Raw genomic sequence first — 22,403 nt, forward strand, 5'->3', positions numbered from 1 at the left:
GGTGATGGGGTGGTAAAGGGTCAGCCGTCCAGCCGTCCCTCTTCCACGGCATGACACGCCACCGTGCTGCCGTCGGTCTGCAGCAGGGGGCGAGGCCGCGACTCGCGGCACCTAGCATTGGCAAATGCACAGCGGGTTTGAAAGGGGCAACCCTGCGGCAGATTGATGGGTGTCGGAATTTCGCCTTGCAGCCGGATATGGCTGGGGCCTTCATCCTTCAGCTTTGGAACCGCCGACAGCAAGGCCTTGGTATAAGGGTGCTTGGGGTTTTCAAACAGGGTCCGGGTATCCGCCAACTCGCACAAAGTGCCAAGATACAGAACAGCCACGCGGGTGCCGAAATGCTCGACCACGCTCAGGTCGTGGGTGATGAAGAAATAGGTCAGACCGCGTTCGTCCTTGGCCTCCAGCATCAGGTTCAGCACCTGCGCCTGAATGGAAACATCCAAGGCTGAGATCGGTTCGTCCGCGATGATGAACTCCGGGTCCACTGTCAATGCACGGGCGATGGCGATCCGCTGGCGTTGCCCGCCTGAGAATTCATGCGGGTAGCGGCTGGACCAGCTGGGATCGACCCCAACGGAGCGCATGACCTCTGCCACCTTGTCGCGCACTTCACCCCGGTTCATTTGCGGATTGTGGTGGCGCACCGGCTCTTCCAGTGCCTGCTGGATCGTCATCCGGGGATTGAGCGACGCATATGGGTTCTGAAAGATCATCTGCATCTTCTTGCGCAGCGGCATCATGGCTGCGCGACTGCGATCGTCAATGCGGTCGCCATCGTAGTGAATTTCACCACCGGTCGGTGACAACAGGCCCGCAACCAGCCGAGCCACAGTGGATTTTCCGCAGCCGGACTCCCCCACGATGCAGAGCGCTTCGCCACGGTCGACATTGAGCGAAACATTGTTGACGGCATGGACCGATCGCCGCTCGCGGGTCAGGCGCCCGCCACGTAGTTTCACCGTTTCCAAAAACCCCTTGTCGAGATCAAAACGTTTTTCCAGCCCCTTCAGCTCAAGCAGGGGTTTGGTCTGCTGGGATGCGGTGCTCATGCGCTGGCCTCTTCAAAGTTGGTATTCTGCAGGCGGCTGACTTCGTGACATGCGACCTCGACCTGACCATAGCGGACAATTTCGGGCAGGATTTTGCGGCAATGATCGACTGCATATTCGCAGCGCGGGCTGAAGGGGCAGCCGGTGGGGATGGCCGTCAAGGACGGCATGTTCCCCGGGATCTGTTTCAGTCGCTGTCCAGGCAGCGTCTGTTGTGGCAGCGCATTGATCAGCCCTTGGGTATAAGGGTGCTGTGGGTCATTGATGATCTCGCGCGTCGGTCCTGCCTCGATCAGGCGGCCTGCATACATCACCAATGTGCGTTCGGTCATCTGGCTGACGACGCCCAGGTCATGGGTGATGAGGATCAGACCAACCTTGTTTGATTGGCAGAGCTCCAACAACAGTTCCATGATGTCGGCCTGAATGGTCACGTCCAGAGCAGTGGTCGGTTCATCCGCGATGATCAGCTCTGGGTCGAGCAACAGCGCCATGGCGATGATGATGCGCTGGCGCATCCCGCCCGAGAGCTCGTGCGGATATTGGTTCAGCCGTTCTTCGGGAGACGGGATATAGACCTCACGCAGTTTCAGGATCGCGATCTGCTCGGCCTCTGCCTTGCTGAGCGACCGATGCGCGCGCAGGGTCTCTACCATTTGCTGGCCGATTGTCAGGACGGGGTTCAGGGTGACCATTGGATCCTGAAAGATCATGGCCATCCGATTACCCCGGATCTTGCGCATCTCCGCTTCGGACAGCTGGGTGATGTCCTGACCGCCGAACAGGATTTGGCCGCTGTCGATATAGCCGGGTCGGCTCAGCAGGTTCATCAGTGAAAATCCGGTGATGGATTTACCGGCGCCGGATTCCCCCACGATCCCCAGTCGTTCCCCCTTGGCGAGGTCAAAGGAGATTTGGTTCAGCGCGGTAACTGTGTTGTCCCGCATAGCGAATTTGACCGTCAGGTCACGGACGGAAAGCAACGACATCGCTCTTATCCTTTGTAGAGTTTGGGGTTCAGGACGTCGCGCATCCAGTCACCGAGCAGGTTGATGACCAGAACCAGCACAACAAGAACCACACCGGGAATGGCGGTGATCCACCAGCTGCCCGAGAAGATGTAGTCAAAGCCAGACGAGATCAGCGAGCCAAGCGAGGGCTGGCTTGGAGGCATGCCAAGACCCAGGAAGCTGAGGGAGGCTTCGGAGATGATTGCATTCGCCACCTGCACCGTTGAGATCACGAAAATCGGCGATAGAGAGTTTGGCAGAATGTGACGCACCATGATGCGGATCGGACCAAAGCCCAGCACACGGGCGCTGTCGATATATTCCTTCTTTTTCTCGGCCAGCACCGTTGCGCGGACTGTCCGGGCGTACTGGGGCCATTCGGCGACGCCGATCACCGCAATCAGGAAGTAGATCGCATATTGGTTGAAGGTCTCGCTGCCAAACATGGCTTGGGTCACGGCAAGAAAGATGATCGCGACCATCAGCGTCGAAAACGACAGCTGAATATCTGCCAGCCGCATCAAGAGACTGTCGATCCGCCCCCCGACGTATCCTGCCACCAGGCCGATGGAGATCCCTAGGAAAGCTTGGAGCGCAACAGCACAAAGGCCGATCAAAAGCGACAGGCGCGTTCCATAAAGGATCGTCGACCACAGATCGCGGCCCTGATCATCGGTGCCCAGAAAGAACTGCGGGTCCGCGCCGTCCACCCACATCGGTGGATATTCACTGTTCATGATGTCGATCTGGGCCGGATCGTAGGGATCGAACGGGGCCAAAACCGGTGCCAAGGTGGACGCGATTGCAATGATCAGAAAGATCGCCAGGGAAACAATTGCCACCGGGTTGCGGCGGAAACTGTAGCCCATGTTGGAGTTCCACAGGCGGCTGAAGCGTGAGGGGGTAGGTTGGTTTGTGCTCAGGCTGCTCATGCGCCCATCCTCGCCAGGTTAACAGTTGGATTGACGAGACCGTAGATCAGGTCGACGATTGTGTTGGTAACGACAAAGATGAAGCCAACGACGATCAGATAGGCCACGATCAGGGGGGTATCGACGCGGTTCACGGCTTCGAGGAACATGAACCCCATGCCCGGCCACTGGAAAACGGTCTCGGTCAGAATGGTGTAGGCGACCATTGTGCCGATCTGTACACCACCCACGGTGATGACCGGCAGCAATGTGTTCTTGAGAGCGTGGACAAAGTAGATCCGATACGGCCGGATCCCTTTTGCACGGGCATATTTCACATACTCGCTCTGAAGGACTTCCATCATTTCGGCGCGGATCAAGCGGACAAAGAGCGGCAGCATGATTGACGCCAGTGCCACGGAGGGCAGCATAATGTGAACCCATCCATCTGCCGTGGCAAAGTTGGTTTCCCAATAGCCGAAGACATGGACGACATCACCACGGCCATAAGAGGGGAACCAGCCCAATTCTACCGAGAAGACAAAGATCATCAGGATCGCGGTCAGGAAGACGGGAATGGAAATCCCGACGATGGACAGGCCCATGATGATACGGCTCAGGACAGAGTTGGGCTTGATCGCGGTATAGACGCCGAGGGGAACCGACAGGCCGATGATGATCAGCGTGGCCCCAGCCACCAGTTCCAGCGTCGCGGGAAGTTTCTTCAGGATGACGTCCAGGGCCGGTTCCTTGAAGAAATATGAGGTTCCCAGATCGCCCTGCAGCACATTGCCGAGGAAGCGGATGTATTGGGTCATAAAGCTGTCGTTCAGGCCCAGTTCGTCCCGGAGCTGCTGACGCACCTCTTCGGAAACGGATTGGCCAACGAGTTCGCGCAAGGGGTCGCCCAGATTGTCCTGGATCGCAAAGCCGATCAGCGAGATGGCGAACATCACCGCGATCGCTTGAAACACACGTTTCACGAGGTAAGCGAGCATGTTTTGATTACCTTCAGTCGGTCACTTGTTGATGGACACAAAACCACAAACGCCCGTCGGGCGGCAGGGACATGCCCATTAAGAAGTGCAATTTTCGGGAAGCTGGCGGTGTGACCGGGGCAGCAGGGCCGCCCCGGCCGGATCAGGATCACTCGACGACGAGATCACCAAAGTACGGGAAGTTCAGAGCATTCACGATTTTCTCTGCGTGGACACCTTCACGTGCACCCCAGGCAAGGTTCTGCCAGTGCAGCGGGATGAAGGCGGCTTCGTTGTAGAGAATACCTTCCAGCTTGCTCAGCAACTCGGCACGCTTGGCCTGATCGGTTTCGGCATTTGCCTGCGCCATCAGAGCGTCTGCTTCCGGGTTGCAGTAGTTGCCGGAGTTGTACTGACCGTTGCCGGTTTCCGCATCCGGGCAGTGTGTCAGGAACTGGTGGAAGTTGGCGGAGTCTTCGGTGTCAGAGTGCCAGCCGATCATCATCATGTCTGCTGCGCGCTCGTCGAACTTGGGCCAGTACTGCGCCTTCGGCATGGTTTGCAGGTCAACCTTGATGTTGATCTTGGACAGCATCGAGGCAACGGCCTGTGCGATCTTGTCGTCATTCACATAGCGGTTGTTCGGCGCCATCATGGTGACGGTGAAGCCATCTGCATAGCCTGCTTCGGCCATCAGAGCTTTGGCTTTTTCCAGGTCGTAACGCGGAGCGAGAGCCGGATCATGGCCGAGGTAGCCAGCCGGGCTGGCCTGTGCGCCAACGGTGCCGAAGCCACGCATGATGCGATCAACGATACCTGCATTGTTGACGGCAAAGTCGATGGCCTGACGAACACGGGCATCCTTGAACGCTTCAACACGGTCCTGGTTCAGCTGGAACGTGATGATCCGGGTGCCGGGCATCGTGATCAGGGTTGTACCGTCGTGCTCTTCGACGCGCTTCAGGTCGGTCGGCGGAACCGGCGCGATAAAGTCCACATCCCCTGCCAGCAGGGCAGCAACGCGGGTCGGGTCTTCCTTGATCGGGGTCAGGATGATGTTGTCGACGTTGCCCTCGGATGCGGTGTCCCAGTAGCCGTCGAAGCGATCAAAGACCACTTTTACGCCTTGCTCACGCTCGGTGACGGTGAACGGGCCAGTGCCAGAGAGGTTGCGCGATGCAAAGCTGTCGCCGTGCTTGACCAGCTCGGACTTGTCTTTGCCGTCTTCGGTGGTGCCGGTGTAGAACGCACTGTCCATCGGGAAGATGTAGGTCGCGGTGTGCAGGACCAGCGGATAGGGTTCTGAGGTTTTCAGATCAAACGTCAGATCATCCACAACTTCCACGTCGGTGAAGGACGCAAAGATACCCTTGAAATCGGGGCTTTGCTTCAGGCGGTCAAAGGTCCAGTCAACGTCCTTGGCTGTCAGGGCATTGCCGCTGTGGAAGGTCACACCATCGCGCAGCTTGAAGCGCATGGTTGTTTCGTCGATCTGTTCCCAGCTTTCCGCCAGGCGCGGTTCAAACTGAAGATCCTGCGTCCAGCGGACCAGCGGATCAAAAACCATATGCGACAGTTGCAGGGTGCCGCCGGACAGCTGCTCATGCGGGTCCAGCGAAACCGGGTCCGCGTCATAGGCAACCTTGACGGTCACTTCTGCCAGCGCAGCTGTTCCCAGCGTTGCCGACAGGGTCGCAACTGCGAGCGTGCTCGCGAAAAACTTCATAATTCGGTCCTCCCGTTACGGTGTTCTTTTTTATTCGGTACCGTAGGCCCCCCAAAACAATCCAATGCCGATTGCAACGGTGCTATGCAAAATGGGTATAGTGAAAATAATGAAGATAAATCATATATTTACGGCATGATCTTGCGTGCCCTGGCTGATGGCGCGCGACAGTTATGCGGAAAATGATGCATCCGATTTGAGCGCACAGCTGCGCGATATACGGACAAAAGCGGTGCTGACGGGACAGCGCAGATGATCTGATGCCCCCCGAAATTGGTGGGTTGCAGGGGCAGAATCACTGCCGGACATCCGCGCGTAGCCCGCACTCTGTCCCTTATTTGGGAACAATGCCGACACTTGCTGATCTTTGTCTGCCTTCTGGCCGCATTAATGCAACGTTAACCATGTCTCGATGCCTGAAATTTGCCAGAGAGGCCGTAAAAACGTATCCCCTTTTAATCAATTTGTTCCACTTGTCTGATGAGGGGCCCCATGGCCAATGTATTTGTAGCCACCGTTCCTGGTGTTTCGTCTTTGCGTAATCGGTTGTCCTTTGACGGGCTGGAAAAGGGGCGCGAGGCCTTTACGACGGTTGTGTCCGACACAGAGCTGGAACAGGTCGGGTCAGACGGATCCATCCTGAGATTGTTTGGCAATTTCTCTAGCGAAGATCAGGCCGAATGGATCATTTACGCGATCGACCATTCGCTTGATGGTGCACCGATTATTTCCATGTCCGATCTGACGCTGAGCTTTTCAGATTTTTCGTCACTCGGGTCGAGCGAACTTTCGCGGCTGATGCTGGCAGGTGACGACAGGATTTCGACGCTGCAAAATTCAGAAAGCAACCTGCGCACTTTCGGGGGCAATGATGAGGTGCTGCTGGGTTCTGGCAATGATGTGGTGCGGGCTGGCGGCGGCCACGATCAGGTGCGCGGCGAGTTGGGGGACGATCGCCTGATTGGCGGCTACGGGCGCGATACCCTGCACGGCAACGGAGGAGAGGACATCCTGCGCGGTGGCGTGGGGCGCGACCTGCTATTTGCCGGTGTCGGAAATGACGACGTCGGCGGAGGTGCGGGCGCTGACCGGCTGTTTGGCGGGCATGGGTCGGATGTTCTGCGCGGCGGTGCGGGTGCGGACCGGATCAATGGCGGCACCGGCGATGACACCATGTATGGTGGGGCCGGAGCGGATGTCTTTGTCTTCAATCGGGGCGATCACACGGACCGGATCGTTGACTTTGAGGTTGGCGTCGACCGTATTCGCCTGAACCGAGGAGCCGAGAGCATGGATGACGTGGATTTCGGTCTCGTCGGAGATGATGTGGCAATCTACTTCGCCAACGTCACTGTGTTTGTGGAAAACACCACGATCGCCGAACTTGATAACGCAGACAACTTCCTGTTCTGACCAGGGTCTGTTGTGGTGCCAACGGTGGCACCGGTTTTTGATACGCCTTGAGCCAGCGTCTTCGTGAAATGCTGTTTTCGGGGTAATCTCTATGTGTCAGCGTGTTTGGCTGGCCCCATCAAGGAGGGAAAGAAGATGACATCTTTCAGCCGCAACCTGATTGCTGCCGTTGTTGGCATGGTGATCCCAGCCGTGGCCAGTGCTGACCCGATGCCGCGCAGTGCAAAGATCCCGGATACTCAGAAAGTCGCAAAGATCTACTCGGGCAAGACCGAACTTTGGACGAACAACTGTGGCGGCGGCATCTATTTTGCACCCAACGGTCAGGCGCGCGCGTGGTGTGCGAATTCCAGCGACAACCTTGGGGCCGGCACATGGAGCATCGATGCGAACGGGCGCATGTGCCAGGATCTGATCTGGTACTATCCTGACGGCCGCCGCGCCGGTGCGAGCCCTAGCGATAGATCCTGCATCAGCCATGTGGTGGATGCCTGGGGCACAGTCTGGCGCAGTTGGCCAAACGACCCGGAATGGTGGCCAGTGGACAAGAACGCAGGTTTTGTCCGGGGCTATAAATTCCAGACCGAAGTCAGCCAGACACGATCAAAACTCGGGTTTTGATCATACCAAAGGCGCCTCAGTGGCGCCTTTGTTCTTTTGGGCCTGGGTAAAAGCCACGCCAATGGCCCCGTCGCAGTTTTTTGCAATTCTTTGCGCTTTGGGCTTGCGACTCTCTCAGGACAGCAGTAAACCCCGCCGCAGTGGACCGATAGCTCAGCTGGATAGAGTACTTGACTACGAATCAAGGGGTCGGGGGTTCGAATCCTCCTCGGTCCGCCACTACCCCCACAAGATAATGCCTTTGAATTTGTCCGGTCGCCCAGACGTTTGGTCATGGCGTTTACCGGGTGCTTGCCTGTGAATGCGGTGCTTTGACTGGCCAGCCGTCAGGTTCGACATATCCTGATGATCAAAGGCAGGATTGCCAAGACCAGGACGGCTCCAACAACATATGGTGCGCCGGGAAAGTAGATGCCTTGGTCATCGACAAAGGTTTCAAATACCCCGGTCAGTGCAATTGGGGCGGCGACGGCTGCAACTGACGACAGAGAAGCAATCACCCCCTGCACCAAACCTTGCTGATCATCCCCCACCCGATTGGCAGCAAATGCGGTCATCAAGGGAGGGGCCATGTCGGATAGCGCTGCAATGGGCAGAAAGACGGCTACTGCCCAGATCGCACCTGCAAATCCAAATCCGACCATGCCGACGATCGCCGCGCCGCTGGCTAGAATAAGTGTTCGGCCATCGCCCAGGCTGCGGGTGAGCCGAGGTAACAGGCCTGCCTGCACAATCGCAATCAGGACACCGTATGCGGAAAGGCTGAGCCCAATGGTGAAACCATCCCAGGCAAAGACTTCGCGTCCCCAAAAGGCCCAAAGGGTAGGGTAGACGAGATTTGCAAACTCAAAAACGAAGATGCAGAGCAATGGTGCGGCAAGGCCGGGAATGGCAAAGGCGCGCAAGATTGATCCAAATGGGTTAATGTCAGCTCTGCCGAAAGAACGACGGTTCTCTGGTTTGAGCGATTCCGGCAGGATGAACAACCCGAACGCAACATTCAGCGCAGAGAGGCCCGCGGCGATCCAGAACGGGGCAGTGATATGCAAGCCCGATGCCACGCCGCCAAGGGCAGGGCCAAGGACAAAGCCGATGCCAAAGGCGGCACCAATCATGCCAAAACTTGCGCCGCGCTGCTCGGGCTTGGCAATGTCTGAGATATACGCGGTTGCCGTGATGTAGGTTGCCCCTGCCATCCCCGCGATGATCCGCCCCAGCAAGAGCACCCAATAGGTCTGCGCCATCGCCATGATCACATAATCCAGCGTCAGGGTCAGGAGAGCCGCGATCAGGATGGGTTTGCGACCGTAGGCATCCGACAGGCTTCCGATAATTGGCCCGCACAAGAACATGGCAGCTGCATATGCGGACATCATGATCCCGCCCCATAGCGCGCCTTCTGCGGTGCTGGCTGCACCCACTCGGTCCATCAGATCGGGCATGATCGGAAAAACAATACCAATGCCGATGGCATCGATCATCAGGGTCGCAAGAATAAAGAGAAATGGGCCGGTCAGTTTCATGCGCCTAACGGATACGGGATCGGCGTGGGTGGCAAGTGTTAAAACCTGTCATTGCTTGCGCTCTTGCTCGCGCGCCCAGCAAATTGTTTTGCGATCAGTTGTTTTGGCAGTACCGTCGCCTGATGGGCCCGGGAACGGTGCCAAGAGAGCCGATCAGTCGGGGAGTGAAAAAGATGCTGGATCAGCAGAAGCTTGCAAATATTGCCCACTGGGCCGAACGTGTTGATCTGGCCGCGGCCTTTCGGTGGACGGCGCGGCTCAATATGCACGAAGCCGTGGCGAACCATTTCAGTCTGGCAGTGAATGAAGACGGCACGCAGTTCCTCATGAACCCCAATCAGCGCCACTTTGCGCGCATCAAGGCGTCGGACCTTTTGCTTTTGGACGCTAATGATCCCACCACAATGGATCAGCCTGACGCGCCGGATCCAACGGCATGGGGTTTGCATGGCTCGATCCACCGTCTTTGCCCGCATGCGCGCTGCGTTATGCATGTCCATTCTATTCACGCCACGGTTCTGGCCTGTTTGGCAGACAGCACACTGCCTCCGATCGATCAGAATACCGCGACCTTTTATGGGCGCATGGTTGTGGACGAGCAGTTTGGCGGGTTGGCCTTTGAAGAGGAGGGGATGCGCTGCGCCCTGCTTTTGAAAGACCCGAAGGTGCGCGTCATGGTCATGGGCAACCACGGGGTTCTGGTGATCGGGGATAGCGTCGCTGATACGTTCAACCGGCTCTACTATTTTGAACGCGCCGCTGAGACCTATATCCGCGCGTTGCAGACCGGACAGCCGCTTCGGGTGTTGTCGGACGAAATTGCAGAAAAGACGGCGCAGGAGCTAGATGACTACCCCGATCAAGCAGGCCGCCATCTGTCGGAGCTGAAAGCGATCCTGGACGAGGAAGGGTCAACATACGCCAGTTGACCCCCTTCTTACCGCTCAGGTGGCCGAGAAGGTGTCAAATGCTTTCAGGGCTTTGGCACTGTAGGCCATCGAGGGACCGCCACCCATGTAGGTTGCCATGGCGAGCGCTTCGCAGAATTCGTCTCTCGTCGTGCCAAGGCGCACCAGGGATTTTGTGTGAAACCCGATGCAGGAGTCGCACCGGGTGGCGATTGCGATTCCAAGTGCCATGATTTCCTTTGTTTTTTCGCTAAGGGCGCCATTGGTTTTGGCGGCGGCCCCCATAGCGGCAAAGCCTTTCATGGTGGCAGGAACTTCCTTGGCGTAGGTGTTAATCTCACCTTCGATTTCTGACATGAATGCGGTCCAGTCCATCGACTTTGACTCCTTTTTTGTGAATGGGTCTAGCTTCGTTCATCCGATCCCATCCGACGTTCCAGCCAGCGGACACCTGCGCTGATGAGAAGAACAAGGATCAGGTATTCCAGGATCAGGAGTGTATAGATTTCAAGCGGTCGGTATTCCGTGACCACCAGCTCATTTGCCCGGCGGGTCAGCTCCTGCATTCCGATCACACTGGCAAAGGCGCTCATCTTCACGATGTAGATGAACTGATTTGCAAGCGGGGGCAGGATCCTGCGGATGGCCTGTGGCAGGATGACGTAACGCATGGTTTGCGCATAGCTTAGCCCGACCGTCTGGGCAGCTTCGCGTTGGCCCTTGGCGATGGACTGAATACCCGCTCTGTAGATCTCGGCTGTGAAGGCACTGTCCGACAGCGCCAGCGTGATGATGGCACCCCAGAATGGGTCAATCGGGACGTTCAGGCCCATCGACCTGAAGATGATCGGCAGGCCATAGAACACCCAAAACAACATCGGCAAAAGCGGAATGGCGCGGATCAGTTCGACATAGACCCTGTTGACGATGCGCCAGCCGCGTTTTTCCGACAGGCCCGGCAAAGCCACGAGAAGACCCAAGACAATGGAGATCACCGCCGCAATCACAGAGATCAGAATGGTGTCTCCCATGCCGGAAATGAGAAACTTGATATTGGTCCAGCCAGCCGCGGTTGTGGGGTCGATGACATACCAGCCCCATGTGGCGGAGGATCCGCAACCTGCCAGAACCGCGAGCGAGGCCAGCGCCAAGAATGATGAAATCCGCATGGTCTGCCTCAGTGCTGAAGTATTTGCGACAAGAACGTCTTGCAGCGCTCTGACTTTGGGGTGGTAAAGAAATGGTCCGGCGGACCCTGTTCAACGATTTCGCCGCCATCCATGAAGACCATCTTGTCCGCAACCTTGCGGGCAAAACCCATTTCGTGGGTGACCACCACCATGGTCATACCGTCCTGCGCGAGGGTGATCATGACATCCAGAACTTCGGCGATCATCTCGGGATCAAGGGCTGAGGTCGGCTCGTCAAAAAGCAGTACCTTGGGTTCCATGCACAGCGCCCGCGCGATTGCGACGCGCTGTTGCTGGCCACCGGACAATTGCGAGGGGCGTTTGTCTGCCTGATCGGGGATGCGCACGCGTTCCAGATAACGGCGCGCGCGTTCCTCGGCCTCTTTTCGGTTCAGGCCGAGGGCCTTTGTCGGCCCCAGCGTGAGGTTTTCCAGAACGCTTAGGTGCGGAAATAGATTGAACTGCTGAAAGACCATTCCAAGATCGCCCTGCATAGCGCTGTAGCTGCGGGGGTCATTGGTGATCTCTTGGCCAAAGACGCGGATGATGCCGGTGTCATGTGGCTCAAGTTTGTTGATGCAGCGCACAACAGTTGACTTGCCAGATCCCGACGGCCCGCAGATCACGACCTTTTCACCGCTGGCCACCGTGAGATCGATATCTTTGAGGACGTGGAATGTGTCATACCATTTGTTGACACCGCGCAGCTCGATTGCCGAAGCAGCCATATGATTTCGCTTTTTTTGAACTAGTTCTGGGAAGTCGACTTTATTGGGTTATATTTTTCGATCTGCGTTTATCAAGGCGCAAACCCTTGGTGCCGAAAAAGTGAAATTCTCCGTGGGAGCGAAACATGAAGCAATTCCTCAAAGCCGCCGCTGTTGCAGCGCTGGGTCTGATCAGCGCCGGTGGCGCATCTGCGCAATCTGCGCTCAACGAAATTCTGGACAGTGGCGTCATGAAGGTTGGCACCACCGGTGACTGGAACCCGATGAGCCTGCGCGACCCGGCGACAAACAGCTACAAGGGGTTTGATATCGACATCATGACCGAGCTTGCCAAAGACCTCGGTGTCGAAGTCGAGTTCGTTCCGACAGATTGGAAAACGCTCGTGAATGGCGTGGTTGCAGGCCAGTATCATCTGACCGGATCCGCGTCGATTTCGCCGGCCCGTATGAAGGTCGCAGGGTTCTCGGAGAGCTATATTTCGGTTGAGATGTATCCCTTCACCACTGAAGACAAGGCTGACCGTTTTGATGGCTATGACTCGATCAACAACCCGGATGTGACCGTCGCGACGACCCTGGGCACTGTGTTTGAGAAAAACGTGCGCGAATGGTTCCCGCAGGCAACGATCAAAGTGGTAGAGGCCCCCGCACGCGGTTTTCAGGAAGTTCTGGCCGGGCGGGCGGACGTTTTTATCACGTCGAATATCGAAGGGGCGACACTCACCTCGAAATTCCCGGTCGTGCGTGTGACCAACGCCGAAGCCCGATCGCCAACCGCCATCGCGATGCTGTTGCCGCAGGCGGATCAGGTTTGGATCAACTATGTGAACAACTGGGTCAAGGTAAAGCAGACCACTGGTTTCTTTGAAGGGATCAAGGAAAAATGGGGTCTCTGAGCTGAGGCTCAAATGAAAAACGCCCGGCGAGAGCCGGGCGTTTTGTGATTTTGAAACAGGGCTTTATTCCGCAGCGGTGCGATAGGCATTGCCGGGAAAGTGGGCGATGTCTGCCGTCGCGCCATCCGTCTGGAAGTCGGCAACAAGACGAGACAGGTTTGTGGTCTCCTGGTCCAGCGACGTGCAGGCCGCAGCTGTTTCTTCGTACATTGCCGCGTTTTGCTGCTGCGCCGTTTCGAGACTGCGCATGGCACCGTTGAGTTCCGAAATGCCCTGCGATTGCTCATCGGCCTGTTTGGCGATGTCCCCGACATGATCCGAGATACTGCCGATGGAGTCGATGATCGTCTGCAGCGAGTCATTGGTCTTGCCCACGAGATTGACACCATGAGCCACCTGATTTCCGGATGCGGTGATCAGTTCCTTGATCTCATGCGCCGCGTCGGAAGAGCGAAGCGCAAGGTTTCGCACTTCTGCCGCCACGACAGAGAAACCAAGGCCGGCTTCGCCAGCGCGGGCTGCTTCGACGCCTGCGTTGAGAGCCAGAAGGTTCGTCTGGAACGCGATGTCATCAATCATGCCGGTGATCTGAGTGATTTTTTCGGAGGTCTGAGCAATGGAGTCCATCGCCGTCACGGTTTCATTTGCAATGACAGAGCTGTTTTTTGCGTGCTGGTTGACCGAGGCCACAAGGGTTTCGGTTTCCCGCGCACCGTTGGCCACATGCTTGACGGTCTGCGTCAGCTCATTCAGCGCAGTGGCTGTTTCTTCCAATTGCATTGCCGAATGTTCGGTGCGCTGTGAAAGATCGTTTGAGGCAGTGGTAATCTCGCTGACCCCGCGGTCGATAGACTCCGCAGATACGCTGATGGCATCGATCAGGTGACTGAGCTGCTCGACCATGTTGTTGTAGTCTCGGCGCAGCTGTTCATAGCGCCCTGGCAGTTCTTGATCGATCTTGGCGTTCAGCTGGCCACCAGCCAGTTTCTGCAACCCATCAGCAAGGGATTGCACAACCATGTCCTGATCGGCCTGTTCCTGTTTGCTGTTGGCTTCCATTGTTTCCTTTTCCGCCAGCCCCTGACGCAGGGTCTCGATGGAGACGGCCATATCGGCGATCTCGTCTTTGCGGGTCGGAATATCGATTGGTGTGTGAACCCGGCCGGAGGACAGCTCGTTCACTGCGGTCAGCATCTTGTTCAGTGGGCGACGGACAAGGGATCGCGCAGTGAAGAAGATCGTCACAAGCGTCATGGCAAGCAGGAGGGCGCTGCTGACCAGTTCCTTGTAGATGCTTTCCATGACAGGAGTGACAAAGACATGGCGGGGCACGTCCATCACCAACACCCACGTCTTGTTCATGCCATAAGCCGAGAACGGGAAGAACAGTCGGGTGTCGCCGTTTGGCAGATCACTAACGATCTGGGTTTCACCGGTTTCAAGAGCGGTCTGAAACGCAGCTGCGCCATGCCCCTCAAAGGCTTGTGTGATCAGATCGGTTTGTGGATGAGCCAGCCATTTGCCACCTTGGCCAAGCAGCATGACGTTGCCGCCGTCAAAGACGGAAAGTTCGTTCACAAACCCGGCCAGCTGATCGAGGATGATGTCGACACCTGCGACTGCGATGATCTGATCCTTGGCGAAAACAGGCACCGAAACCGAGGTCAGAAGCCGCCCCTCGTCAGAGAGATAGGGCTCGGTAATGACGCTTTGGCGGGTGACTTGTGGCAAGCGATACCATTCTGCGGTGCTTGTCGGGTCAACGCCAAAGGTTTCAAAATTCAAACTGCCGTTGGATGACTTGGTCCAGTAAGGAGTGAACACGCCGTCTGCGTTGCGGCCCTCGGTTCCTTCGATAAAGTCTTCAGTAGCGCCATCCGGGATCGCGGACAGCCAAGAGGAGAAGACCATCTCGTATCGGCCTGGAACCCCTTCCAGTATCTTGATGATGTCGGCGGTCGACGCTTTGCCGTCTTGCACAAATCCGGATACGGCGCCGCCAAGAGCGGCAGCAGCTGAGGTGGCTTCGGTCAGTTCGGCAGAGAGGTTCTGGGAAATGTCCGAGGCGCTTTGCGTCGCCATTTCCAGAATGCGGTCTTCGACTTCTGCCGAGACGGTGAAGGCACTGTAGGTGGTAAAGCAGATCACTAGCGCGGTAATCGCGATGGTGATCGCCGCCAGTAGCTTGCCAGAGATCGTGTGAAACGGAGCGAGCATATTGGTGTGGTCCTGTTGAATGAGCACGTCTGCCCATTCAATTCCACGGCTGTCTGAACAAAGTGTTGACCGGTTCGACGAAACGGCGCGGGAACGCGTTTTCCCGGCATGGGCTAGGTCGCATTTTATCTGTTGCGCCAAACTTGGGGGCAGTGCGGTATTGCACTGCCGTCGCAGTGGCAAGTTTGCGACACTTGGCTTGGACTGCTGCCTGTCCGTAAGCAGGTGATTCCATATCCAGGCGCTCATCACGACTGACTTTGTCCGGCAGGCAGGCCAAAGGGCCTGCGAAAATGACAAGACGCGCGGGGCAGCGGGCAGAGAAAACTGTGGATTGGCGGTTTCGGATCTGTTTGCCTAGGCATGCCGCCGCTTGGCCGCCACGAGAAGGGACAGCATCATGGATCCATCAGGTAAACTCGCCGTCGTAACCGGAGCCGGTGCAGGCATTGGCCGCGAAATCTGCCGAAAGCTATCTGCCGCGGGTGCCAGGGTTGTTGTGTCTGATCTGGATGCCGAGGCTGCCGCTGCCGTGGCTGCGGACCTTGATGGGCTGGCCTATGGATGTGACGTCAGCAAGGAACAGGACATTGCCGCGATGATTTCCTCAGTCGAGAGGGACGTCGGACCGATTGATATCTTTGTGTCGAACGCCGGTGTTTTGACAGGGGTGGATTTGTCCTTTGACAACGCCGCGGGCGCGCCTGACGCTGTCTGGGAAATGGCTTGGGCAATCAATGTTCTTGCCCATGTTCGCGCGGCTCGGCAGCTTGTTCCGCTAATGACTGGCCTTGGTGGGGGGTATCTGGTCAACACCGTTTCGGCGGCGGGATTGCTGACGCAGGTGGGCGCGGCGGTCTATTCCACGACGAAGCACGCGGCGATGGGGTTTGCCGAAAACCTCGCGATCACCCATATGAAAGACAACATCCGGGTAAGCGTTCTGTGTCCTCAATATGTTGATACCGGCATGATAGAGGGGGTTTCGGGTGGTGTTCTGAGCCTGTCGGAAATCCTTTCCCCCTCCCAAGTTGCCGATTGTGTGGTGGAGGGCATCAGGAACGAGCGCTTTTTGATCCTGCCACACGACTGTGTTGCCGACTACTACGCCAAAAAAGCCGCTGACCCTGATCGTTGGATCGATGCGATGGCCGGTCTGCAGGCCAAGATCGCTCAGATCTGACATGCGCTTGTCAAAAACGCCGCCCATTCCAGGTCTGGGCGGCGTTGTTTCATTGGCGTCTGTCAGCTTCGCTGGCCAGCCAGGTGTTCAAGGATGCGGGCATAGTTGGTTTCCCCTTGCGCACCGGTCACAAGATGCTGACGGTCAAACACCATGGCGGGCACACCTGTCACACCACGAGAAGTCCAGAACTGCTCTTTTGCGCGCACCTGCTCCGTGCGGTCACCGCTGTCGAGCATGGCGGCTGCTGCAGTCCGGTCGAGCCCGATGCTGTCTGCGATATCAGCCAGTACCTCAGGATCGTGGAGATCTTTTCTGTCGGTGAAATAGGCGTTGAACAGGGCCAGTTTGGCCTCTTGGCCACGTCCCTGATCTTCGGCCCAGTCAATCAATTGATGGGCGCGAAATGTGTTCACGATCCGCATGTCATCGCTAAAGCGGAACGCAAAGCCCAGCTCTGCGCCAAGGGAGGTCAGCCGGTCGCGGGCCTGTTGGGATTCCGCGGCTGTGCTACCATATTTTCGGGTGATATGTTCGCGCAGGTTTTCGCCTTCATCTTCCATCTGCGGGTTCAGCTCAAAGGGGTGCCAGTGGACGTCGAGCGCGATACCGGTGTCTTTTGCGGCTTTGGCCAGTTGGCTATAGCCCACGACACACCAAGGGCAGACGACGTCCGAGACGATATCAACACGAATGGGTTCAGGGGTGTCGGTCATTGAAATTCCTTTCAGTAGGCCGGGTGGCCCAGGGGATCTATTGTATCAATCTGAGTGCGCCCGCAAAACTGCGGGTGCTGTCGGACTCTGCTCTAGGCCGCGACGCCGTCTGCGTGCTGGAATGCTGCATCGAGATGGGCATCAAACCGTTGCAGATCCGCTTCGACCTCGGGGGCCTTCATGACATCATTGGCCATGAACGTCGGCAAGGCCGTCAGGCCAAAGAACTTGAACACCAGGTGCTGGGGTTTCAGCAAATCATCAATGCCGTCGCCTTGAAGGAATGGCTCGGCCGGAGTGTCAAATGCCTCTTTCGGTGCGTTTAGGGTCACGGACAGCAGATATGTCTTGCCTTGCAGCGTGCCGCCCATGCCGTAGTTCGACTTGGGGTTTGCCTCGGTGCGGCCATCACCGTTTGCCAATCGCCCGTCCATCGCTGCGGTGTAGACTTCGTCCATGTATTTCTTGAACGACCACGGCACGCCCATCCAGTGCACCGGAAACTGCAGGATGATGGTGTCGGCCCACAGATGGCTGGCGATCTCCGCATCTGCATCATAGCCTTCCGCGACGGTGGTGAGGCGCACCTCATGGCCTTGTGCCTCGAGCCGGGATTTTGCGCGCTCAGCAAAAGTCGCGTTGAGCTTTCCGGGTGCAAACTCGTAGGGCTGCGCTGCATTCAGAATAAGAACTTTGGACATTGTGTTTTCCTGATTGTTGATATGTCTCGTCGCGTTGAGGGAGAGGTGAGAGACTAGACAAGGAAATTCAACCAGTTTACTTTTTGTAACCTACTACTTTTTTGTGAACGACACCCATGGCAATCACTGAAACACCTGTAAAAACGCAACGCAGACGCGCGTTGTTTGCCTGTGGAGAGCCCTGCCCGATTGAGCGCGGTATGCGTATTCTGGGCGGCAAATGGACGGCTTCGATCCTGTGGCACCTGAAAGACGGTCCAGTCCGTTTCAACGAATTGTCCCGAATGATCCCGGGAGCGTCCAAGAAAATGATCACCGAACGGCTGCGCCAGTTGGAGGCACAAGGCCTGGTGTCGCGCCAGGTGCTGGATACGGCACCGGTGTCAGTTCAGTACGAGGTTACGCATCTGGGATGCTCGGCGTTGGGTTTTCTGGATCAGCTCCGGACATGGACGGATAGCCTGCCTGGCGCAGAAGACTGATTTCGCACTCTTGGAGCAGATGAAAAAAGCCACGCCAACCGCTAGGCGGAGGCGTGGCTTCTGGTGTGACTACCTAAGGAGGGAGAGAGGGGCAGTCACATAACTCTATTTTCGCCGGACAGGCCTTCGTTCTGGCGAAAACGGGTAGGGCGAACCGTTTCGGGTGCTACCCCACGAAACGCACTACGGCGGATGACGTCGGGGGAATGGCCATAGGTCTCACGGATGTGCTGGCTCAGGTTTTGGTAGCTGCCAAAACCAGTCGCAACAGCGACCTGACGAACGGGAATATCTGTCTGTGTCAACAGCTGGTGTGCACGTTCGGTCCGCAACGCCCTGTAGACGCTCAGCGGGGAGCGTTGGAAGTGACGGGTGTAGCGCCGCTGCAGGCATCGGGTCGAGACACTGAGGCTCTCGGCAAGCTCTGCAACAGAAAGCGGGGCCTCAATGTGGTCTTGCATCACCGCCAGAGACTGGGAAATCAGCGTATCGCCTGCGGATTTTTGTTCGAGGTTCAGCGCGACCCGGCTCTTGGTTGGGCCTTTGCGGGCCTCTAGCCCAAGATAGTTCGCCATGCCGTCCGCAGCCAGTCGGCCACAGTCGGCCGCGATGATGTCAATAAGCATGCGTGGCGCGGCGAAGCTGCTGATTGCAGAGTGCACGGAGCCCGATACTGCGGTGGATGCACCGGGTTCGCTTGAGAACAGGTTGCATTCACCGGCCGAGGCCTGGAAGTTCGGATGGATCGCAAGATCCAAGTCCTGACCGCGCTCCAGTTCGTGCAACAGGAAAATCGCCCCACCTACGAAGGCCGTGCGATCGGCCACGCGCATGACCTGATTGACCCGGGCACGTTCCTTGGAGTCGAGCTGCCAGCGTTGTTGAATATCGCCCAGAAAGATCACCAGACGACGCGGCCGCGCGGCGGAAGGATCGCTGGACAGGGCCTCAAGCGGGCAGACGCGGACGCGGTAATACACATCGTCAAGCAGATGGTTGGCAGCGTGAAACAGGTCTGTGATGACCTGAGCCGCCGACCGAGACGCGCTCTCGGGCAGGATGACGTCGATATTGCGCTGTTTGCGGCCTTGTGGTGCCACGGCAAAATCGTTCTGGGCATGTTGCGTGGAGAAGTGGGTCATTGGTCTGCCTCTCGTACTGTGACGTGGATTTGGTCCGGACAGGGGTGCCGCCGGTCGGTACCGGCGACACCTCGGTTCTTGGAGCAGTGGCTTATTCAGCCGCCTCTGCGTAGTCCTCCATCGGAGGGCAGGTGCAGATCAGGTGACGGTCGCCATAGGCGTTGTCGACGCGGTTCACCGCGGGCCAGTATTTATCAACACCGAGGTTGCCCGGAGGGAAGCAGGCCTGTTCACGCGAGTAGGGACGATCCCACTCGCCGACCAGATCACGCACAGTGTGCGGTGCATGCTTCAGCGGGTTGTTTTCAGCATCGATCTTGCCGTCGATGATATCCTGCGCTTCCGAACGGATCGACAGCATGGCATCGCAGAAGCGGTCCAGCTCATCCTTGGGTTCGGATTCCGTCGGCTCGACCATCAGCGTGCCAGCAACCGGCCAGGACATGGTCGGAGCGTGGAAACCGCTGTCGATCAGACGCTTGGCCACATCGTCTACGGTCACACCACCCTCATCGTTGAGCGGGCGTGTGTCCAGGATGCATTCGTGCGCCACACGACCGGATTCGGAAGTGTAGAGGATCGGATATGCGTCCTGCAGACGGGCAGCGATGTAGTTTGCGTTCAGGATCGCCACTTTGGTCGCCTGCGTCAGACCTGCGCCACCCATCAGCAGGATGTAGGCCCAGGACACCGGCAGGATCGACGGCGAACCAAATGGTGCCGCAGAAACCGGACCCAGTGCAGAGCCATACTCCGGGTGGCCCGGCAGGTGCTCTGCCAGATGCGCTTTGACGCCGATCGGACCCATGCCGGGGCCGCCACCGCCGTGCGGAATGCAGAAGGTCTTGTGCAGGTTCAGGTGGCTGACGTCGCCGCCAATGTCACCTGGACGGGACAGACCGACCATCGCGTTCATGTTCGCGCCATCGATGTAGACCTGACCGCCGTGGTCGTGGGTGATCTGGCAAACCTCCTGAACGGTGGTTTCGAACACGCCGTGGGTCGACGGGTAGGTGATCATGCAGGCTGCGAGGTGGTCAGAGTGTTTCTCTGCTTTCTCACGGAAGTCTGCGACATCGATGTTGCCGTTGGCGTCCGCTTTGATCGGAACAACCTTCCAACCCACCATCTGCGCCGAGGCAGGGTTGGTGCCGTGTGCAGAGGTCGGGATCAGACAGACGTTGCGGTGCGCCTCGCCACGTGATGCGTGGTAGTTGCGGATCGTCAGCAGGCCCGCATATTCGCCCTGCGCGCCGGAGTTCGGCTGCTGGGAGATCGCGTCATAGCCGGTGATCTGGCACAGCTTGTCGTTCAGATCATCGATCATCTGGTGGTAGCCTTGCGCCTGATCTTCTGGGCAGAAGGGGTGCAGGTTGCCAAATTCCGGCCAGGTGACCGGGATCATTTCGATGGTCGCGTTCAGCTTCATGGTGCAGGAGCCAAGCGGGATCATTGCGCGGTCCAGCGCCAAGTCACGGTCCGCCAGGCGACGCATGTAGCGGGTGATCTCAGCCTCGGCCCGGTTCTTGTGGAAGATCGGGTGAGTCAGATACTCGCTCTCGCGCAGCAGGGTTTCCGGCAGGCGGTATTGCTTGTTGGAGCTGTCGTCCTTGCGATCGATGCCAAAGGCACCCCAGACGGCCTCGATGGTTTCGGGGCGGGTCTGTTCGTCGAGAGAGATGCCAACTTTGGTCTCGCCAACTTTGCGCAGGTTGATGCCACGCTGAACAGCAGCTTCCATGACGGTTTTCTGCAGGTGGCCAACTTCGACGGTGATGGTGTCGAAGAAGACTTCGGGCTCAACCTTGAAGCCTGCCTCTTCCAGACCTGCGGCCAGACGCGCGGTCTTGCGGTGCACGGATTGCGCGATCGCTTTGATGCCATCGGGACCGTGATAGACGGCATACATCGACGCAATAACAGCCAGCAGCGCCTGAGCAGTACAGACGTTGGAGTTCGCCTTTTCGCGGCGGATGTGCTGTTCACGGGTCTGCAGCGACAGACGATAGGCTTTGTTGCCACGTGCGTCGATCGACACGCCGATGATGCGGCCCGGCATGGAGCGCTTCAGCTTGTCGGTGGTCGCCATATACGCAGCGTGCGGGCCACCATAACCCATCGGCACGCCGAAACGCTGGGTGGAGCCGACGGCGATGTCCGCGCCCATTTCACCAGGAGACTTCAGGAGCGCAAGCGACAGGATGTCAGCCGCGACAACCGCGATGCCCTTGTGCTCGTGCAGGGCGGCGATCTGGTCGGTGAAATCAGTCACATGGCCGTTGGTGCCGGGGTACTGGAAGATGGCGCCAAATACTGCACCTGCGTCCAGCTCGCTCGGCTCGGCAACGACAACGTCGATGCCCAGAGGCTCGGCGCGGGTCTTGATGACGGCGATGGTCTGCGGGTGGCAGTTCTTGTCGACAAAGAAAGCTGCGTTGTTCGCCTTGGAACGTGCGCCGCGATGCGCCATCGCCATTGCTTCTGCTGCGGCGGTTGCCTCGTCCAGCAGGGATGCGTTGGCAATGTCGAGACCGGTCAGGTCGCTGACCATGGTCTGGAAGTTCAGCAGCGCTTCAAGGCGGCCCTGGGAAATCTCGGGCTGGTAGGGCGTGTAGGCCGTGTACCATGCCGGGTTTTCCAGAATGTTGCGCAGGATAGGCGCCGGGGTGGTGGTGCCATAGTAGCCCTGACCGATCAGCGAGGTCAGCACTTTGTTCTTGGAAGCCACTTCCTTCATGTGGAAGAGGGCGTCGCGCTCGGTCATCGCCGGGCCCCAGTCGAGGGCCTCTTTCTGGCGGATGGCAGGCGGTACGGTGGCGTCGATCAGCTCGTCGAGCGTGTTGAAGCCGATGGTCTGCAACATGTCCGCCATTTCGCGCGGAGACGGGCCGATGTGGCGGCGATTTGCGAAGTCGTAGGCTTCGTAATCAGTCAGTTTGAAGGCCATTGGTGATGTCCTAGTTCAGAGTTTCCCCGCCGGACCATACCGGCGGGGGGAAGGGTC

At 57.8% G+C, this 22,403-nt stretch carries 20 protein-coding genes and 1 tRNA gene; 7 read left to right on the plus strand and 14 right to left on the minus strand.

Going from position 1 to position 22,403, the window contains the following annotated elements:
• Nucleotides 1-20 precede the first annotated feature (20 nt).
• The 5 genes from NIT7645_RS17910 to NIT7645_RS17930 form a co-directional block, all read right to left on the minus strand.
• Nucleotides 21-1,055, minus strand: coding sequence for an ABC transporter ATP-binding protein (locus tag NIT7645_RS17910; protein ID WP_008563480.1), 1,035 nt, complete (start codon nucleotides 1,053-1,055; stop codon nucleotides 21-23).
• Nucleotides 1,052-2,044 (minus strand): ABC transporter ATP-binding protein, encoded by a 993-nt coding sequence (locus NIT7645_RS17915; RefSeq protein WP_008563513.1) that lies wholly within the window; start codon nucleotides 2,042-2,044, stop codon nucleotides 1,052-1,054. Before NIT7645_RS17915 ends, NIT7645_RS17910 begins: the two co-directional genes overlap by 4 nt.
• A gap of 5 nt (nucleotides 2,045-2,049) precedes the next feature.
• Entirely contained in the window at nucleotides 2,050-2,997 is a 948-nt protein-coding gene (locus tag NIT7645_RS17920; RefSeq protein WP_008563452.1) for an ABC transporter permease, read from the minus strand.
• Nucleotides 2,994-3,974, minus strand: a complete 981-nt coding sequence (locus NIT7645_RS17925; RefSeq protein ID WP_008563468.1) for an ABC transporter permease — start codon at nucleotides 3,972-3,974, stop codon at nucleotides 2,994-2,996. The genes NIT7645_RS17920 and NIT7645_RS17925 overlap by 4 nt, the downstream gene beginning before the upstream one ends.
• Nucleotides 3,975-4,122: 148 nt before the next feature.
• A complete protein-coding gene (locus tag NIT7645_RS17930) occupies nucleotides 4,123-5,679 on the minus strand; it encodes an ABC transporter substrate-binding protein (RefSeq protein ID WP_050672392.1) in 1,557 nt (518 codons plus the stop codon).
• 492 nt (nucleotides 5,680-6,171) lie between these two features.
• Here NIT7645_RS17930 and NIT7645_RS17935 point away from each other — a divergent pair, with 492 nt between their 5' ends.
• The 3 genes from NIT7645_RS17935 (at nucleotide 6,172) to NIT7645_RS17945 (ending at nucleotide 7,932) form a co-directional block, all read left to right on the plus strand.
• Nucleotides 6,172-7,092 (plus strand): calcium-binding protein, encoded by a 921-nt coding sequence (locus tag NIT7645_RS17935; protein WP_008563428.1) that lies wholly within the window; start codon nucleotides 6,172-6,174, stop codon nucleotides 7,090-7,092.
• Nucleotides 7,093-7,227: 135 nt separating this feature from the next.
• A complete protein-coding gene (locus tag NIT7645_RS17940; protein ID WP_008563437.1) occupies nucleotides 7,228-7,713 on the plus strand; it encodes a DUF995 domain-containing protein in 486 nt (161 codons plus the stop codon).
• Between the two features lie 142 nt (nucleotides 7,714-7,855).
• Nucleotides 7,856-7,932, plus strand: a tRNA-Arg gene (locus NIT7645_RS17945).
• Nucleotides 7,933-8,039: 107 nt separating this feature from the next.
• On the opposite strand, the gene NIT7645_RS17950 is transcribed toward NIT7645_RS17945, so the two are convergent.
• The gene (locus tag NIT7645_RS17950) at nucleotides 8,040-9,236 is read right to left on the minus strand and encodes a tetracycline resistance MFS efflux pump (protein WP_008563369.1); all 1,197 of its coding nucleotides are present in this window, start codon (nucleotides 9,234-9,236) and stop codon (nucleotides 8,040-8,042) included.
• A gap of 173 nt (nucleotides 9,237-9,409) precedes the next feature.
• Here NIT7645_RS17950 and NIT7645_RS17955 point away from each other — a divergent pair, with 173 nt between their 5' ends.
• The gene (locus tag NIT7645_RS17955; RefSeq protein ID WP_008563482.1) at nucleotides 9,410-10,165 is read left to right on the plus strand and encodes a class II aldolase and adducin N-terminal domain-containing protein; all 756 of its coding nucleotides are present in this window, start codon (nucleotides 9,410-9,412) and stop codon (nucleotides 10,163-10,165) included.
• Nucleotides 10,166-10,180: 15 nt separating this feature from the next.
• Here the strand turns inward: NIT7645_RS17955 and NIT7645_RS17960 are convergent, their stop codons facing one another.
• From NIT7645_RS17960 to NIT7645_RS17970, 3 genes are read right to left on the minus strand one after another with little or no spacing between them, the layout of a single operon-like run.
• Nucleotides 10,181-10,519 carry a carboxymuconolactone decarboxylase family protein gene (locus NIT7645_RS17960; RefSeq protein WP_008563551.1) on the minus strand — a complete coding sequence of 113 codons (339 nt, stop codon included), beginning with the start codon at nucleotides 10,517-10,519 and terminating at the stop codon, nucleotides 10,181-10,183.
• A gap of 29 nt (nucleotides 10,520-10,548) precedes the next feature.
• Nucleotides 10,549-11,313: an amino acid ABC transporter permease gene (locus tag NIT7645_RS17965; protein ID WP_008563514.1), complete on the minus strand. Its 765-nt coding sequence runs from the start codon at nucleotides 11,311-11,313 to the stop codon at nucleotides 10,549-10,551.
• An 8-nt stretch (nucleotides 11,314-11,321) separates the two neighbouring features.
• Nucleotides 11,322-12,062: an amino acid ABC transporter ATP-binding protein gene (locus NIT7645_RS17970; protein ID WP_008563493.1), complete on the minus strand. Its 741-nt coding sequence runs from the start codon at nucleotides 12,060-12,062 to the stop codon at nucleotides 11,322-11,324.
• A gap of 125 nt (nucleotides 12,063-12,187) precedes the next feature.
• On the opposite strand from NIT7645_RS17970, the gene NIT7645_RS17975 reads away from it, so the two are divergent.
• The gene (locus NIT7645_RS17975) at nucleotides 12,188-12,958 is read left to right on the plus strand and encodes a transporter substrate-binding domain-containing protein (RefSeq protein ID WP_008563533.1); all 771 of its coding nucleotides are present in this window, start codon (nucleotides 12,188-12,190) and stop codon (nucleotides 12,956-12,958) included.
• Nucleotides 12,959-13,021: 63 nt separating this feature from the next.
• Here NIT7645_RS17975 and NIT7645_RS17980 read toward each other — a convergent pair whose 3' ends face one another.
• Nucleotides 13,022-15,202 (minus strand): methyl-accepting chemotaxis protein, encoded by a 2,181-nt coding sequence (locus tag NIT7645_RS17980; RefSeq protein WP_008563360.1) that lies wholly within the window; start codon nucleotides 15,200-15,202, stop codon nucleotides 13,022-13,024.
• Nucleotides 15,203-15,575: 373 nt separating this feature from the next.
• On the opposite strand from NIT7645_RS17980, the gene NIT7645_RS17985 reads away from it, so the two are divergent.
• The gene (locus NIT7645_RS17985; RefSeq protein ID WP_008563450.1) at nucleotides 15,576-16,358 is read left to right on the plus strand and encodes an SDR family oxidoreductase; all 783 of its coding nucleotides are present in this window, start codon (nucleotides 15,576-15,578) and stop codon (nucleotides 16,356-16,358) included.
• A 62-nt stretch (nucleotides 16,359-16,420) separates the two neighbouring features.
• On the opposite strand, the gene NIT7645_RS17990 is transcribed toward NIT7645_RS17985, so the two are convergent.
• Nucleotides 16,421-17,074 (minus strand): DsbA family oxidoreductase, encoded by a 654-nt coding sequence (locus tag NIT7645_RS17990; RefSeq protein ID WP_008563506.1) that lies wholly within the window; start codon nucleotides 17,072-17,074, stop codon nucleotides 16,421-16,423.
• 92 nt (nucleotides 17,075-17,166) lie between these two features.
• Nucleotides 17,167-17,775: an NAD(P)H-dependent oxidoreductase gene (locus tag NIT7645_RS17995; protein ID WP_008563391.1), complete on the minus strand. Its 609-nt coding sequence runs from the start codon at nucleotides 17,773-17,775 to the stop codon at nucleotides 17,167-17,169.
• A 116-nt stretch (nucleotides 17,776-17,891) separates the two neighbouring features.
• Here NIT7645_RS17995 and NIT7645_RS18000 point away from each other — a divergent pair, with 116 nt between their 5' ends.
• The gene (locus NIT7645_RS18000; RefSeq protein WP_008563412.1) at nucleotides 17,892-18,257 is read left to right on the plus strand and encodes a winged helix-turn-helix transcriptional regulator; all 366 of its coding nucleotides are present in this window, start codon (nucleotides 17,892-17,894) and stop codon (nucleotides 18,255-18,257) included.
• A 95-nt stretch (nucleotides 18,258-18,352) separates the two neighbouring features.
• Here NIT7645_RS18000 and NIT7645_RS18005 read toward each other — a convergent pair whose 3' ends face one another.
• Both NIT7645_RS18005 and gcvP read right to left on the minus strand, forming a co-directional pair.
• Nucleotides 18,353-19,399 carry a helix-turn-helix domain-containing protein gene (locus tag NIT7645_RS18005; RefSeq protein WP_008563523.1) on the minus strand — a complete coding sequence of 349 codons (1,047 nt, stop codon included), beginning with the start codon at nucleotides 19,397-19,399 and terminating at the stop codon, nucleotides 18,353-18,355.
• A 91-nt stretch (nucleotides 19,400-19,490) separates the two neighbouring features.
• Nucleotides 19,491-22,346 (minus strand): aminomethyl-transferring glycine dehydrogenase, encoded by a 2,856-nt coding sequence (gene gcvP, locus NIT7645_RS18010; RefSeq protein WP_050687693.1) that lies wholly within the window; start codon nucleotides 22,344-22,346, stop codon nucleotides 19,491-19,493.
• Nucleotides 22,347-22,403 lie beyond the last annotated feature (57 nt).

Origin of the sequence: Phaeobacter italicus, assembly GCF_001258055.1 — a bacterium.
Taxonomy (GTDB): Bacteria; Pseudomonadota; Alphaproteobacteria; order Rhodobacterales; family Rhodobacteraceae; genus Phaeobacter; species Phaeobacter italicus.

What these genes read in the sequence shown, in the direction of transcription:
- NIT7645_RS17910 (WP_008563480.1), bottom strand. Translation starts at nt 1,055, where the DNA reads ATGAGCACCGCATCCCAGCAGACCAAACCCCTGCTTGAGCTGAAGGGG.
- NIT7645_RS17950 (WP_008563369.1), bottom strand. Translation starts at nt 9,236, where the DNA reads ATGAAACTGACCGGCCCATTTCTCTTTATTCTTGCGACCCTGATGATC.
- NIT7645_RS17940 (WP_008563437.1), top strand. Translation starts at nt 7,228, where the DNA reads ATGACATCTTTCAGCCGCAACCTGATTGCTGCCGTTGTTGGCATGGTG.
- NIT7645_RS17915 (WP_008563513.1), bottom strand. Translation starts at nt 2,044, where the DNA reads ATGTCGTTGCTTTCCGTCCGTGACCTGACGGTCAAATTCGCTATGCGG.
- NIT7645_RS17920 (WP_008563452.1), bottom strand. Translation starts at nt 2,997, where the DNA reads ATGAGCAGCCTGAGCACAAACCAACCTACCCCCTCACGCTTCAGCCGC.
- NIT7645_RS17990 (WP_008563506.1), bottom strand. Translation starts at nt 17,074, where the DNA reads ATGACCGACACCCCTGAACCCATTCGTGTTGATATCGTCTCGGACGTC.
- NIT7645_RS18005 (WP_008563523.1), bottom strand. Translation starts at nt 19,399, where the DNA reads ATGACCCACTTCTCCACGCAACATGCCCAGAACGATTTTGCCGTGGCA.
- NIT7645_RS17930 (WP_050672392.1), bottom strand. Translation starts at nt 5,679, where the DNA reads ATGAAGTTTTTCGCGAGCACGCTCGCAGTTGCGACCCTGTCGGCAACG.
- NIT7645_RS17955 (WP_008563482.1), top strand. Translation starts at nt 9,410, where the DNA reads ATGCTGGATCAGCAGAAGCTTGCAAATATTGCCCACTGGGCCGAACGT.
- NIT7645_RS17935 (WP_008563428.1), top strand. Translation starts at nt 6,172, where the DNA reads ATGGCCAATGTATTTGTAGCCACCGTTCCTGGTGTTTCGTCTTTGCGT.
- NIT7645_RS17965 (WP_008563514.1), bottom strand. Translation starts at nt 11,313, where the DNA reads ATGCGGATTTCATCATTCTTGGCGCTGGCCTCGCTCGCGGTTCTGGCA.
- NIT7645_RS17970 (WP_008563493.1), bottom strand. Translation starts at nt 12,062, where the DNA reads ATGGCTGCTTCGGCAATCGAGCTGCGCGGTGTCAACAAATGGTATGAC.
- NIT7645_RS17985 (WP_008563450.1), top strand. Translation starts at nt 15,576, where the DNA reads ATGGATCCATCAGGTAAACTCGCCGTCGTAACCGGAGCCGGTGCAGGC.
- NIT7645_RS17960 (WP_008563551.1), bottom strand. Translation starts at nt 10,519, where the DNA reads ATGGACTGGACCGCATTCATGTCAGAAATCGAAGGTGAGATTAACACC.
- NIT7645_RS17975 (WP_008563533.1), top strand. Translation starts at nt 12,188, where the DNA reads ATGAAGCAATTCCTCAAAGCCGCCGCTGTTGCAGCGCTGGGTCTGATC.
- NIT7645_RS18000 (WP_008563412.1), top strand. Translation starts at nt 17,892, where the DNA reads ATGGCAATCACTGAAACACCTGTAAAAACGCAACGCAGACGCGCGTTG.
- NIT7645_RS17995 (WP_008563391.1), bottom strand. Translation starts at nt 17,775, where the DNA reads ATGTCCAAAGTTCTTATTCTGAATGCAGCGCAGCCCTACGAGTTTGCA.
- NIT7645_RS17925 (WP_008563468.1), bottom strand. Translation starts at nt 3,974, where the DNA reads ATGCTCGCTTACCTCGTGAAACGTGTGTTTCAAGCGATCGCGGTGATG.
- gcvP (WP_050687693.1), bottom strand. Translation starts at nt 22,346, where the DNA reads ATGGCCTTCAAACTGACTGATTACGAAGCCTACGACTTCGCAAATCGC.